At 73.7% G+C, this 12,968-nt stretch carries 14 protein-coding genes and 1 tRNA gene; 9 read left to right on the top strand and 6 right to left on the bottom strand.

The genetic code is table 11. The features are described 5' to 3' along the window. Window positions 1-4 precede the first annotated feature (4 nt). Window positions 5-904 carry a hypothetical protein gene (locus CTE05_RS12835; RefSeq protein ID WP_146846714.1) on the top strand — a complete coding sequence of 300 codons (900 nt, stop codon included), beginning with the start codon at window positions 5-7 and terminating at the stop codon, window positions 902-904. Window positions 905-1,004: 100 nt separating this feature from the next. Here the strand turns inward: CTE05_RS12835 and CTE05_RS12830 are convergent, their stop codons facing one another. Together CTE05_RS12830 and CTE05_RS12825 are read right to left on the bottom strand one after the other, a co-directional pair. Then, a complete protein-coding gene (locus tag CTE05_RS12830) occupies window positions 1,005-1,532 on the bottom strand; it encodes a hypothetical protein (protein WP_146846713.1) in 528 nt (175 codons plus the stop codon). A 265-nt stretch (window positions 1,533-1,797) separates the two neighbouring features. Continuing rightward, a tRNA-Ser gene (locus tag CTE05_RS12825) sits at window positions 1,798-1,887 on the bottom strand. 82 nt (window positions 1,888-1,969) lie between these two features. Between CTE05_RS12825 and CTE05_RS12820 the strand changes: the two genes are divergently transcribed. From CTE05_RS12820 to CTE05_RS12810, 3 genes are read left to right on the top strand one after another with little or no spacing between them, the layout of a single operon-like run. Further along, complete coding sequence (locus CTE05_RS12820; protein ID WP_146846712.1) at window positions 1,970-2,227, top strand: FitA-like ribbon-helix-helix domain-containing protein; 258 nt, start codon at window positions 1,970-1,972, stop codon at window positions 2,225-2,227. 1 nt (window position 2,228) lies between these two features. Continuing rightward, the gene (locus tag CTE05_RS12815) at window positions 2,229-2,612 is read left to right on the top strand and encodes a type II toxin-antitoxin system VapC family toxin (RefSeq protein ID WP_146846711.1); all 384 of its coding nucleotides are present in this window, start codon (window positions 2,229-2,231) and stop codon (window positions 2,610-2,612) included. Between the two features lie 19 nt (window positions 2,613-2,631). Further along, the gene (locus CTE05_RS12810; protein WP_222595480.1) at window positions 2,632-3,474 is read left to right on the top strand and encodes an NAD-dependent protein deacetylase; all 843 of its coding nucleotides are present in this window, start codon (window positions 2,632-2,634) and stop codon (window positions 3,472-3,474) included. Here CTE05_RS12810 and CTE05_RS12805 read toward each other — a convergent pair. Further along, the gene (locus CTE05_RS12805) at window positions 3,450-3,935 is read right to left on the bottom strand and encodes a nucleoside deaminase (RefSeq protein ID WP_246123576.1); all 486 of its coding nucleotides are present in this window, start codon (window positions 3,933-3,935) and stop codon (window positions 3,450-3,452) included. The genes CTE05_RS12810 and CTE05_RS12805 overlap by 25 nt on opposite strands. A 41-nt stretch (window positions 3,936-3,976) precedes the next feature. Between CTE05_RS12805 and upp the strand changes: the two genes are divergently transcribed. The 3 genes from upp (at window position 3,977) to CTE05_RS12790 (ending at window position 5,790) form a co-directional block, all read left to right on the top strand. After that, window positions 3,977-4,612, top strand: a complete 636-nt coding sequence (upp, locus tag CTE05_RS12800; protein ID WP_146846710.1) for a uracil phosphoribosyltransferase — start codon at window positions 3,977-3,979, stop codon at window positions 4,610-4,612. A 197-nt stretch (window positions 4,613-4,809) separates the two neighbouring features. Beyond that, window positions 4,810-5,076 carry a hypothetical protein gene (locus tag CTE05_RS12795; RefSeq protein ID WP_146846709.1) on the top strand — a complete coding sequence of 89 codons (267 nt, stop codon included), beginning with the start codon at window positions 4,810-4,812 and terminating at the stop codon, window positions 5,074-5,076. A 48-nt stretch (window positions 5,077-5,124) separates the two neighbouring features. Beyond that, window positions 5,125-5,790, top strand: coding sequence for an SDR family oxidoreductase (locus CTE05_RS12790; protein WP_146846708.1), 666 nt, complete (start codon window positions 5,125-5,127; stop codon window positions 5,788-5,790). Window positions 5,791-5,797: 7 nt separating this feature from the next. Here CTE05_RS12790 and CTE05_RS12785 read toward each other — a convergent pair whose 3' ends face one another. Further along, window positions 5,798-9,661, bottom strand: coding sequence for a sigma-70 family RNA polymerase sigma factor (locus tag CTE05_RS12785; protein WP_146846707.1), 3,864 nt, complete (start codon window positions 9,659-9,661; stop codon window positions 5,798-5,800). Between the two features lie 139 nt (window positions 9,662-9,800). Between CTE05_RS12785 and CTE05_RS12780 the strand changes: the two genes are divergently transcribed. After that, a complete protein-coding gene (locus tag CTE05_RS12780) occupies window positions 9,801-10,604 on the top strand; it encodes a hypothetical protein (protein WP_246123574.1) in 804 nt (267 codons plus the stop codon). Window positions 10,605-10,704: 100 nt separating this feature from the next. Further along, window positions 10,705-11,583, top strand: coding sequence for a phosphotransferase (locus CTE05_RS12775; RefSeq protein ID WP_146846706.1), 879 nt, complete (start codon window positions 10,705-10,707; stop codon window positions 11,581-11,583). Window positions 11,584-11,641: 58 nt separating this feature from the next. Here the strand turns inward: CTE05_RS12775 and CTE05_RS12770 are convergent, their stop codons facing one another. Together CTE05_RS12770 and CTE05_RS12765 are read right to left on the bottom strand one after the other, a co-directional pair. Further along, complete coding sequence (locus CTE05_RS12770; RefSeq protein ID WP_146846705.1) at window positions 11,642-11,941, bottom strand: DUF1540 domain-containing protein; 300 nt, start codon at window positions 11,939-11,941, stop codon at window positions 11,642-11,644. A gap of 95 nt (window positions 11,942-12,036) precedes the next feature. Next, window positions 12,037-12,891, bottom strand: coding sequence for a DUF2510 domain-containing protein (locus CTE05_RS12765; RefSeq protein WP_146846704.1), 855 nt, complete (start codon window positions 12,889-12,891; stop codon window positions 12,037-12,039). Window positions 12,892-12,968 lie beyond the last annotated feature (77 nt).

Raw genomic sequence — 12,968 nt, 5'->3', positions numbered from 1 at the left:
GCGCGTGCGGTCGGCGCTGCTGCTCCTGGCCGTCGCCGTCGCGCCGCTCCTCGTCGCGACGCCCGCCGCCGCGGAGACCTGCACGGTGGCCGTCGAGCTCGGGAACGGCGCGATCCGGTACGAGACGGTCGAGTGCGGTTCCGACGGCGGGACCACCAACCCGGGCGGAGGAGACGGGGGCGGCGAAGGCCCGACGTGCTACCTGGGGCGCAAGGAAGCGATGAACTACCAGCGGGGCTTCTGCGACGGCGCCCTGTCCTGCTACCAGTACGTTCCGGCGCCCTCGGCGTCCGACCCGAGCACCTGGCCCGCCAAGGACCCCGCCGTCTCCCCGGCCGCGATCTGGTCGAACCAGGCCTGCTTCTCGCAGCCGCCCGCCGAGGCCCTGGTCAGCAACGAGTACCTCTGGGTGGAGCCCGGCGACGTGATCGACCTCGAGGTCGAGGCCACCGTCGCCTACGGGAACCTCGCCACCCCGGCGTTCTCCCTCGGCTTCAACCCGCCACGTCTCGCCGTCGTCGACTTCCCGACGTGGTTCTGGGCGGAAGGCGCGACCGCGGGGACCATCACCGGGAGCTCCGCCGCGGGCATGGTCGCCAGCGGCAGACCCCTGCACCTCGAGATCGACCCTGGCGACGGGAGCGGCACCCAGACGTGCCCGTTCTCGACCGTGCAGAGCGACGCCTGCGCGTCCACCTACGAGCGGTCCTCCGCGGGGCAGTCGCGGATCGTCGACGACCTGCCCGTGTACACGGCCCGCGCCCGACTGGTCTACGCCGTCACCTACGCCTTCAACGGCGCCCCGATGACGATCGCCTCCGCACCCGACACGCTCGCAAGCCCCTGGCAGGACGCTGCGGTGCCGGTCGCGGAGATCCAGACGCTCGTCGGTCCGCGGCCCTGACACCTACCTTCGCGTCGTCGTAGGTGTCGCTGCCCCTTGCCCCCGACGACGGCCTGAACTGTCAGCACCTGCCCCCTGGGTGTCTGCCGCTGTCGATCCGTCAGTCCCGAGCTCGGACCGCTGCCTCGACCGTCGTGCCGCCGATCCGGTGCACCGCTAGATCGCGGGCGGCCACCTCGACGACGCACTCCTTCAGTGGAAGGACGTAGTGCGTGAGGCTCTCGAAGAGCGAGGCGCGATGCATGGGATGGATCCTGTTCTGCAGCTCCAGTCGTGCGATGAGCTCGCTGTCGTGGACGACGCCCAACCACAGCAGACCCTGCAGGCCCTTGACCCACAGCCGATGCCCGCTGATCGCCTCGTCGTTCGGCGGTGCCATGGATGCGTAGCGACAACCGGTCCACGTCAGGACGACGCAGCGGTCGTCGGGGTCGTCGGGGTGGGCATTCAACGCAAGCGTCGACGGGCCGACGTCGGCAGACAGCAGAACCGCGTCGGGCGCATTCGGCTCCCAGGTGACACCGATGTCCAACGACTCGACCTGTTCAGGCACCGGGTCACCGTAGAACACGACGCGACCGGTGACGCCGCGATCCGCTCCTCGACAGGCGTCGACGAGGGCGAGCATCGCACCGCAATCAGGCGTCGCGGAAGGACCGGGCGCGAAGACGCTCGACGCGCAGCCGGGAGCAGATCACATCGAGGGTGCCGTACTCGTCGAAGCCCAGGCGGTAGTTGCGCAACTCGGCCTCGTCGGTCGTCCCTCCGAGGCGTTGACCTGGCGGGCGGTCGCGGTAGAGGCCCTCCCGGAGGGCAAGGAGGAGTGAAAAGGGAGCAGCGGAAACGACGAAGGACCCCACAACCGCGTGTTCATGCGGGTGGGGCCCTTCGACTGGCGGTAGCGGTGGGATTTGAACCCACGGTGGACTTTCACCCACACACGCTTTCGAGGCGTGCTCCTTAGGCCGCTCGGACACGCTACCTCGGCGAGAAGGGTACCTGGTCAGGAGCCCGTCCCACGAATCGGCGGTTGCATGTGCACCACATGCAACCTACCGTCATCGCATGGTCATGGTGCAGATCCGACACGTCCCCGACGACCTGCACCGTGAGCTGCGGGCGCGGGCCGCTCGCGAGGGGCGGTCGCTGTCGGAGTTCCTCCTCGCGGAGCTGGTGCGGATCGGGTCGCGTCCGACCCTCGACCAGCTCGCGGACCGCATCCGCGCGCGGGACGTCGCACCCCCTCGCGCGCACGAGCCGGTCGTGGAGCTCATCGAGGAAGAGCGGAACGCTCGCGACGCGCACCTGACGACGGAGCGCTGACGTGCTCGTGGTCGACGCGTCGGTGGTCGTCGACTTCCTCCTCGAACCGGATCGGCTCCGTGAGCGCTTTCGGGAAGGCGGCGACGACCTGCACGCCCCTGCGCACCTCGACGTCGAGGTGCTGAGCGCTCTCCGGGGGCTCGCGCAGCGGGGCACGTTGACGGCAGGGCGGGCGCGTGGCGCGGTCGACGACCTCGTCGACCTGCCCTTGTCGCGGTACGACGTGACGCCATTCCTCCGCAGGTCGTGGGAGCTGCGGGACCGGGTCAGCGCGTACGACGCCCCGTACGTGGCGCTCGCGGAGGCGCTGGACGTCACGCTGATCACGCGCGACGAGCGCCTCGCGCGGACCTCCGGTCACACCGCCCGGATCGAAGCCGTCTGACCCGTCGTACCGTGGACCGATGGACGCGCGCCCGATGACCGCAGGCTCGCTGGCGGACGTCGTCGACGTGCTCGCCGGCCACCGGCTGGCGGCCCTGACGGGTGCGGGTGTCTCGACGGACTCGGGGATCCCCGACTACCGCGGCCCGGACTCCCCGCCGCGCACGCCGATGACGTTCCAGCAGTTCACGACCGACGAGGGGTTCCGTCGCCACTACTGGGCCCGCAACCACGTGGGCTGGCGGCACGTGCACCGGACGATGCCGAACGCGGGGCATCGCGCGCTGGCGGCGTTGGAGCACCGCGGGGTGGTGACCGGCCTGATCACGCAGAACGTCGACCTGCTCCACGAGGCGGCGGGGTCGCGGCACGTGATCGACCTGCACGGTCGCTACGACCGGGTGCGGTGCCTGTCGTGCGGCATCGTGATCTCGCGCGCGGAGCTGGCGGAACGGCTCGACGCACTCAACCCGGGGTTCACCGGTGCGGTGGCGGACATCGAGATCGCGCCGGACGCGGATGCGGTGATCGAGCAGACCAGCCACTTCGTCGTCGCGGCGTGCAGCGCGTGCGGCGGGATGCTCAAGCCGGACATCGTCTACTTCGGCGAGAACGTGCCGCGGGAGCGGGTGGACCGGGCGTTCGCGATGGTCGACGCCGCCGACGCGCTGCTGGTCGCGGGGTCGTCGCTGACGGTGCAGTCGGGGCTGCGGTTCGTGCGGCACGCGGCGCAGACGGGCAAGCCGGTGGTCGTCGTCAACCGGGGTGCCACGCGTGGGGACAAGTACGCGGCGGTGACGCTGGATGCGGGGACGTCGGAGACGCTCGCGGAGCTGGCTCAGGAGCTGCCGACGCCGCGTTGAGCCTCGAAGAACCGCTGCAGCAGCAGCCCGCCCTCCTCCGCGCGGACGCCCCCGACCACCTCGACGCGGTGGTTCAGCCGCCGGTCCCGCACGACGTCCCACTGCGACCCGCACGCGCCCGCCTTCGGGTCCCACGCACCGAGCACCAGGCGCGGGACGCGGGCGAGCACGGTGGCGCCGGCGCACATGAGGCACGGCTCCAGGGTCACGACGAGCGTGCAGTCGTCGAGCCGCCACCGCCCGAGGGTGTCCGCGGCGGACCGGAGCGCCAGGATCTCCGCGTGGCCCGTGGGGTCGGCGTCGGCCTCGCGACGGTTGCGTCCGCGGCCCACGACGTCGCCCGCCGGCCCGATGACCACCGCACCCACCGGGACGTCCCCGGTGAGCGCCGCCCGGCGGGCCTCGTCGAGCGCGAGCCCCATCGCCCAGGCGTCAGCCTCCTGCCACGGACGGAGAGTCATGGGGCCATCATGGCGCACTCCCCGGCCGGTAGGTTGGCCCCATGCGCCTGCACGTCGCGGACCACCCCCTGGTCGCACACAAGCTCACCGTCCTGCGCGACGAGACCACCGCGTCGCCCACGTTCCGCCTCCTGGTCGACGAGCTGGTCACGCTGCTCGCCTACGAGGCGACCCGGCACGTCCACGTCAAGTCCGTCGACATCGTCACTCCCGTGACCGCGACGACCGGCGTCAAGCTGGCCGACCCGCGCCCGCTCGTCGTGCCGATCCTGCGCGCGGGCCTCGGCATGCTCGACGGGATGACGCGCCTGCTGCCCACGGCGGAGGTCGGCTTCCTCGGGATGCAGCGCGACGAGGAGACCCTCGAGGCCATCACGTACGCGGAGCGCCTCCCCGACGACCTGTCGGGCCGCCAGTGCTTCCTGCTGGACCCGATGCTCGCGACCGGCGGCACCCTGGTCGCTGCGATCGACTTCCTGCTGGCCCGCGGCGCCCGCGACGTCACCGCCGTCTGCCTGCTGGCCGCCCCGGAGGGCCTCGCGGTCGTCGAGAAAGCCGTGGGCGACCGGGCCGAGGTGTCGGTCGTGGTGGCCGCCGTGGACGAGCGCCTCAACGACAAGGCGTACATCGTGCCGGGCCTCGGCGACGCGGGCGACCGGCTGTACGGGGTCGTCTGACCCGTCCCACCCTCTGGGATACGGGCGGATCCCGCTTGGTGACGACGCAGGTGCGTGCGACAGTCGCCCCATGTCCACGTCTGCGCTGCGCCTCGTCGCCGCGTATCCGTGCGCGTGTCATCGGTCCTGACCCACCAGGCCCCGACCACCCCCGCCGCCCGTCCACCGGGCGCGCGGACCGCGCACCCGGAGACGTCATGGCACTTCCCGCACCGCTTCCCGCCCCGCAGCCTGGGCTGCTCCTGTACGTGAGCCTGCCCGAGGGGACCGCCCGGGCGCCCGGCGACCTGGCGGAGGTCGCCGAGGTGCTGCGGGAGTTCGCGACGGAGATGCTCCCCGGCGCCGACACGTACACGGCTCTGTCCCTCGCGCCGGCCGGGTCTGACGACGTCCACCGGCTGGGCGACCGCATGAGCCACCTGCGACTTCTCCCCGTCGCGGCGGACACCGGCGACGACGGCTGAGGAGCGCCCCGCTCGCAGGTCCGGGTCGCCGTGCCTACCGTGGGGGTCATGCGCATAGCGATCGCCGGAGGCCACGGTCAGGTCGCACGACACCTGTCCCGCGCCCTGTCCGCACGAGGTGACGTCCCCGTCGCACTCGTCCGTCAGCTCCAGCACGTCGACGACGTTGTCGCCGACGGTGCCGAGGCGGTGGTCCTCGACCTGGAGCGCGCGAACGCGCGGGACGTGGCCGAGGCGATCGCGGGCGCCGACGCCGTCGTGTTCGCCGCGGGCGCCGGACCGGGCAGCGGAATCGAGCGCAAGGACACGGTGGACCGTGCGGCGGCCGGGCTGCTGGCCGACGGCGCCGAGCAGGCCGGCGTGCGCCGGTACGTGCTCGTCTCGTCGATGGGAGCGGGCGCTCCCCCGCCGCCGGGGACCGACGAGGTGTTCGCCGCCTACCTCGTCGCCAAGCGCGCCGCGGAGCTCGACCTGCGGACCCGCGACCTCGACTGGACGATCCTGCGCCCCGGCGGGCTCACCGACGACGCGGCGACCGGGACGGTCCGGCTCGACGACTCGGTGCCGCGCGGCTCGGTGCCCCGCGCCGACGTCGCCGCGGTGCTCGTCGCCCTGCTGCACGAGCCCCGCACGGCGGGCCTGGCCCTCGAGCTGATCAGCGGGGTCGTGCCCACCGACGCGGCCGTCGCCGCCGTGACGGAACGGGCGGACTGAGCCGACCTCAGCCGACCGGCGGGACCGGCTCGGACCGCAGCGTGATGGCCCCGATGAGGAACTGGTCCCCGGCGGTCAGGGCCGTCAGCGAGCTCACGTCGCACGCGAGCCTGACCGGCCGGAAGCCCTTCGCGTCGGTGCCGAGCGAGTTCGTGGCCCGCCAGCCTGTGGCGGTGGAGTCGAAGGCGTTCGACGCGGCGCCGTCCGACCCGCCCCAGCGCGTCGGCACGAGGGCGCGCTGCGCGGGAGCGGTCGGGGTCCCGAGGCACGTGTCGCCCAGCACGAGGCTGTCTCCGGTGCCGGTCCGGTCGCCCTCCCAGGCCACCACGCCGATCCGGGCGAGGGTGCCGGCGTCGGCGGCGAACTCGAACGCGACCGGCTGCTGGGCGTGGCCGATCCACTGGCCGCCGTCGTACACGGTCACCGACGCGTCCGACGTGGGGTCCGCGAACACGACGACGAGGGACCAGCCCGCGTAGTACGTCCGCTCGGTGTCGGTGGACGTGGCGCTCACCGCGATGTCGGCGACCGACCAGTCCCCCGCACCGCCGGCCGCCACGAGGGCGGTGACGTCCGCGAACGACTGGTAGTAGCGCCGGTTGGCGTTGTCGGTCGGCTGCGCGAGCGTCGTGCCGGTGACCTGGGTGTACGAGCCCCCGGGCCCGCGCAGGTGCGCCGACGTGAGGGGCGCGCTCCAGGCGTCCTTGGGGCCCGCGTTCGCCGACCAGTACAGGCCGGCGAACAGAATCTCGCGGCCGACGGGGACGACGAGCCGCGAGGTCGACGACACGGGGACGGAGGTGCGCGGGGCCTTGGGCACGGTCTGCGCCTCGTCGAGCGGCACCATCGCGAACGAGTTGTTGTCCCGGTCGCCCTTCTCGACGGCCGGGGCGCACGTGGTGACGGTCGGGGAGCAGGACAGGAGCGGGGCGCCGACCTCGGTGACGTCCGCGTGCGTGAAGCTGTCGCGCACGTCCAGGCCGGCCGACGACGTCTGCACCGAGCTCTGGCTCTGCGCCGACGCGCCCAGGGCCTCCACGCCGACCGCCACGGTCCCTCGCGCGCTGCCGACCGACCGGACGCCGACCAGGACCTGCACGGTCGAGCCGGCGGTCACCGTCTGCAGGTCGCAGGTCACGGTGCGCTCGTCCGGGGACTCCGTGCACGCCTGCGGGGGCGACGCGACGACCTCGAGGTCGGCGCGCAGGTTGAGGGGCAGCCGCAGGGTCGCGCGCGTGCTCTCCGCGTCGGCGCCGCTCGCGCGGACCGTGAACGACGCGGTGCCTGTCGCGCCGCTGCCGATCCAGACCTGCGGGTCGCCCTCGTCCAGCGTGAGCACGGGTGCGACGGCGTCGACGGCGATGCCGAACGCGGCGGCGGGATCGGCGTCGGGTGCCTGCGCGGAGGCGATCACCGGACCGACCGTGCCGAACGATCCGGAGACGGCCTCGAGGGTGACGGGCAGGTCCAGCGTGGCACCCGCGTCGATGACCCCGGTCGTGCACTCGACGGTCGGCGCCACGCCCGCGGAGCAGGTCCAGGCACCGGGCACGACGGCCGTCGTGCCGAACGCGACACCCTCGGGCCTGCTGAGCGTGACGGCGACGCCCCGGGCCGGGAGGTCACCCGTGTTGGAGACGCGCAGCGGGACGGTCGCGGGCGACCCGACGGCGACGGTCGCGGCGGCAGGTCCCGAGATCGCGAGCGCGGCGGGACGCTGGGTGGTGAACGGCACCGTGACGGTCTCGGAGGTCAGCCGCCCGCTCGGCGACAGCTCGACGGCGAGCAGCCCGCTGGTCGGGACACCCGTCGGGGCCGACGAGAGCAGCAGGGAGAGCGGGGCGTCCGCGCGAGCGCCGACTGCACCCGGGTGGCAGGTCAGCGGGCTCGCCCCGGTGCAGACCCACGCGGCCGACCCCGGCGCGACGGTCCCGGTGACGCCCGCCGGCAGGTGTGCGACGACGGTGCCGGCCCCGGTCGGGATCCCGGTGCCGCCCATGTTCGCGACGGGCAGGTCCAGCTGACGGGTCCGCCCGTTCACCAGCGCGACGGTGGAGGGCACGCTGCGCAGCGCGAGGCGAGCCGGCGACGGCGCGATGGCGACCCGGATGGGCGGCGCGACATAGTCGATGCCGGCACCGCGGACGTGCAGACCGATCTCGCCGTCCGCCCGGTCGAAGGACTCGTCGATCGAGACGCGCAGCGCGAGGGTCGACGTCGACAGGGGCGGCAGGCGGTCGAGCGTGCAGCGGGCCACGTTGGCGCCCTCGCCGACGACGCAGACCCAGCCGGCCGCACCCATCACCGCGAAGCGACCTCCGGCGAGCCCGTCGAGGGCCGCCGCCGCGACGCCGTCGAGCGCGACACCGTCGGGGAGGGTCACCTCCGCGACCAGGTTCGTCGCCACGGTGCCCCCGCTGTTGAGGAGCCCGACCACGAGCTCCTGACCGCCGAGCCCGGCTTCGAGGGTGAGCCCGCCGGACGGTACGTCGATCGACACGGACGCCGGAGAGGGCGCCGGCGGGACCACGGGGACGACCGGGACCGTGGGTGGCACCGCGGTGACGGGGCCGTCGGCCGTCACGTCGCCGTCGTCGGGCGCCTCCTCCTCGTCGTCGACGACGACGTCGGTGTCGTCGGTCGGCACGTCGGTGGGCTCGGGCGTCGGGATGTCCGTCGGCTGGGGCGTCGCGGCCGCACTGGCGCTCGGTGTGGGTTCGGGGGTGCTGCTGGCGGACTCGCTGGAGGTCGGTTCCGGGGCGGCGACGACCGGCTCCTCGGGGGAGCTCAGCAGGTTGGCGATGGCGACCGCGGCCACTGCGGCGAGCGCGACGCTCCCCACGACCGCCGCGGCGACACCGAGGGGGATCGCCGCGAGGAACGCGGCCACCCCGCCGGTCGCAGCCGCACCGCCCGCCCCGGCGCCGACCGCGGCGACCGCTCCGGTCGCTGCCGTGGCGCCGGCCGCCGTGGAGCCGCCGGCCGCCACCCCACCGGCTCCCGCACCCGCTCCGGCACCGCCCGCCGCGGCGGCAGCGGCACCCGCCGCGGGACCGCCGCCGACCGGCAGGGCGAACCCGAGAGCGCCGAGCCCGGCCAGCCCGAGCACGAGGGGGGCGATGACCGCGCGCATCCCGTGGTTGACGTCGCCCAGCTCGAGCAGGAGGCCCCGACAGGTCCCGCAGTCCTCGAGGTGCGCCTCGACCTGACCGGTCTCGCGCGTGCCCAGGCCGCCGCGGACGTAGGCGCCGAGCTTGCCGGCGACCGCCCGGCACCCGTCGTCGAGCGGGTCCTGCAGGTGCTGCTGGAGGTAGGCCTGCCGCAGACCCTCGCGCGCGCGATACGCGAGCGCGGCTGTGCCGTTGGCGGTGAGCCCGAGGATGGGCGCGATCTCCGCCGGCGTCAGCCCCTCGACCTCGGTGTGCCACAGCACGGCCTGCCACCGCTCCGGCAACGAGTGGAACGCCCGGGCGACGACCCCGCGCTCGAAGCCGGCGAGCGCAGGCTCCTCCGCGGTGCCGGCCAGGGCGGTGCCCGCCTCGAGCACGGCGATGTCGTCGGTCGGCTGGACGCGACGGTTCTTCTCGCGGCGCAGGCCTGCCACGCGCCGGACGACGGTGAAGAGGTACGCGCGGAAAGCAGCCTCAGGTCCGTTGCCGCGCTCGATGGCGCCGAAGACGGCCGTGAACGAGTCCGCCACGACGTCGTCGGCGTCCTCCGGGGAGTCCGAGTACTGCCGCGCGACGACCCAGGCAGCGCCCGCGTGCCGCTCGTAGAGCGCGCCGATGGCAGCCGTGTCTCCGGAGCGCGCAGAGGCGATCAGCTCCGCGTCCCCGGTGACACCGCCCTCCAGCTGCGTGCTTGCAGACACGAACGGCTCCCGTCGGCTTTCCTTCGTCGAGCGCACAGCCTGCCATATGCGACCTTTCTACATAAGCAGGGTGAAGCTCGCCGGGTGAAAAGCCTCCGGAGTGGCGTCACACCCGACAGGTGTTGGCCTCTCATCCAGCGTGACGATCAACTCAGGGTTCAACAACGCCGCGCTGCCGACGGACGCGATGCCCTCTGCGCTCCGGGAACGGTGGCGCGACGAGAGCGTCGGTTCCGTGTGGCTGCGCCCGTCCGACTGGTACCACCCGGCCGTCGACGCGCTCGCGACCGCCCTGCTCTCCTCGGGCGACGCCGTGGGCGCCGCGACCGAGCTGGGCCATGCCCGCGGCTACGACGGCGTCGGGATCGGCGAGACGCTGGACGACCTCGCCTGCCTCTACCGGACGCTCGGCGCCGACGAGCCGCCGATGCCCGTCCTGCGCGCCCTGTGCGAGGGCTGGGCCGACGCGCAGGCCGGCGCCGTCGTCGTGGGTGCCGCGCTGGACCCCGAGTCGGGGCTGCCGAGCCGGCAGTACCTGGCGCTGAGGCTCGCGGAGACCTACCGCGACGCGGCCCTGCCCACCCAGCGCGCCCGCACCGCGGCCGAGCTCGGGCACCACCTCGTGCTCATCGACGTGGCCACCGGGGACGTCGACCCGTTCACCCGGGCCGCCCGGTCCGCCGCGGTGGGCGCCGCGATGACCGTGACCTACGGCGACGGCCACCCGATGGCCACGCTCGGCGGCGGCGTCTTCGCCGTCCTCGCGCGCGCCGACGAGGACCCGCACCCTCCGCTCGAGGCCCTGCACGCCGAGATCGCGCGCCGGTGCGAGCTCCTCCAGGTCCGCGCGTCCACGCGGCAGCCGGTCCGGGTCTGGATCGAGTCCCTCCCGGCCACCCACGAAGATGCTCTGCGGATGCTCGACAGGGTCGCCCGACCCTGACCTCGCCTTCTCGACAGGTGTCCAGGAGGTAAAGCGCAGGTCAGGGACTTCTTGGTAGGTGGCGGGGGACATCTCGGGCGAATGCGTCTACCGTCGATCCATGAACTCCGCTGGACTTGCTCCGAGCGACCCCACGACGCCTTCAGAACGAAGGGCCGCAGAGGTCGCTGAGTCGTACCCGCCCGACCTCCCCACCCAGCCCGACCGCCGCTCGACGATCCCCGTCGACCAGCCGCTCCCTCCCGTCGACGAGGCCCTCAACGCCTCCGCCGAACCCGGCCCGATCCTCGCCTCCGGTGCGACCGCCGACGTGTTCGCCCTCGACGACTCGCACGTCCTGCGCCGCTACCGCTCCGGCACCGACGCCTGTTCCGAGGTCCACCTGCTGCGGCACGTCGTCGCGCACGGCTTCCCCGCACCCGCCGTCCTCGCAGCCAGCGGTCCCGACCTGGTCATGGAACGCCTGCACGGACCGACCCTCCTGCAGGCGCTCGCCGCCGGTGAGGTCTCGCTGTCCGACGCGGCCGGCATCCTGCACGACCTGCACACGCGCCTGCACGCGATCCCCGCACCGGCCGGGTGGGGACCGGACCACGCCGGGGCATGGCCCCAGGTCACGCCCGGGTCGGTGGTCGTCCACCTCGACCTGCACCCCGGCAACGTGTTCCTCACCGAGACCCACGGGCCGGCGCTGGTCGACTGGGCGAACGCCCGCTCCGGCACCCCAGAGCTCGACGTCTCGCTGACCGCCCTGATCATCGCCGAGGTCGCCGTCGACGCCGGCGGCGTGTACTCGCAGGCTGCGCGGGCGCTCCTGGCCGCGTTCCTGGCGGCCACCGACGTGGACCCGCTCGCCGAGCTGGACGCGGCGGCTGCCCTGCGCGCCCAGGACCCCTCACTGGTCCCCGGCGAACGCGAGCTCGTCCCCGCGGCGGCGGTCCTCGTGCGGGACCTCGTCGAGGTCGCCGCGCACCCCTGAGGTTCCGGACACGACGACGGCCGCCCCGGTCAGCGGGGCGGCCGTCGTCACGTCCGGGTCAGCGCGGGCTGAAGGTCAGGCAGTCCGCCTCCTCGTGGCCCGCGCCCACGCGGATCGAGTCCGCGGTGCACTCGAGCGACGAGTTGTGGACGCACTCGGCGCGCTGGCAGGCGCCGACGTGAGTGATCACCTTGTCGAGGCCGCCCTTGGTGCCGAGCGGGAAGAACGTGGTGCACTGCGCGTCGCCCGTGGTGCCGCCGATGTTCACGGCGGCGGCGTGGCAGTGGGAGTGGTCGTTGTACGAGCAGCCGGCGACCGAGCACTCGGCGACTGCGGGCATGTCCATCAGGGTGCTCATGTCTACCTCCGTGGGGGCGGGACGTGCGTGCTTCTCCCGACCGTAGACCCGTCCGCGCACCCTGCCTAGAAAGGAAGGCCTGGCTAACCCGCAGGTCAGGATCCCCTCGAGGTGCGGGACGCTCTCACCCCGCTGGCGAGCCTCGTGGCAGTGAGCACGACGCCGACGGCACCGATCAGGGGGAACATCCAGATGAGCCAGTCGGGTCCGTCACCCGTCGAACCCCCGAAGGCGATGACCACCCCGATGAGCATGACGAGCACCGCCGCACCGAGGCTGCTGATCAGGCCGAGCATCCCGACGACCGTCGCCGCACCACGGACCGCCACGCTGGCAGCCTGATACCCGGCCTGGGCCGCATCGGACCGGGTCCACGGGCTCTCCGCCTGCGTCGACGGGCTCTCCACCGCCGGTCGCGGGTGGCCGAGCCCGGAGTCCTGCGCCGGCGCTGGACCGCTCGGCGACCACACGACCGTGTTCGACGCGCCGTAGGGCGCGATCCCGTCAGGCCCGGGGGTTGCCACTGCAGGTCGCGCCCCGGCGGGCAGCGCGTCGCTGACCGCGTCCACGAGCAGCTGCTCGCCGATTCCCGCGAGCGCGCCCAGCACTCCGCCCTTCGCGCGGAGCTGGTAGACGGCTTCGAGAGCCGCCTGGTGCTCCCCCGCCACCTGCACGTCTCCCCCCTCGGAGCGGGAGTGCTCGGCCAGCAGCGCGGCGAGGGGCGAGCCCGCGTACCGCTCGTCAGTCACCGGGGGGTAGGCATGGGTCATCTGCTCGTTCGGGCCGTACCACGTGACCGGTCCGATCCCGCCGGTGACCTCCTGACCGAACACCGGCTTGCCCGCTGCCCGCGCCGGCTGCACGTGCTCCGTCCAGCGCGTGCCGTCCCACCACCGGAGCATCCCGTCCCGCTGCGGGTCCGGGTACCAGCTCGGTGCGACGGCATCCACGACGGCTCCAGGACTCAGGGGTCGACGGCGAACGGCCGTCTCCGCAGGGGAATCGGCCGTTCGTCGCGCGAGGTTGA

This window comes from Cellulomonas terrae, from assembly GCF_007990265.1.
In the GTDB taxonomy this organism is placed as follows: domain Bacteria; phylum Actinomycetota; class Actinomycetes; order Actinomycetales; family Cellulomonadaceae; genus Cellulomonas; species Cellulomonas terrae.
This window is presented reverse-complemented; position numbering and strand designations above follow the sequence as displayed.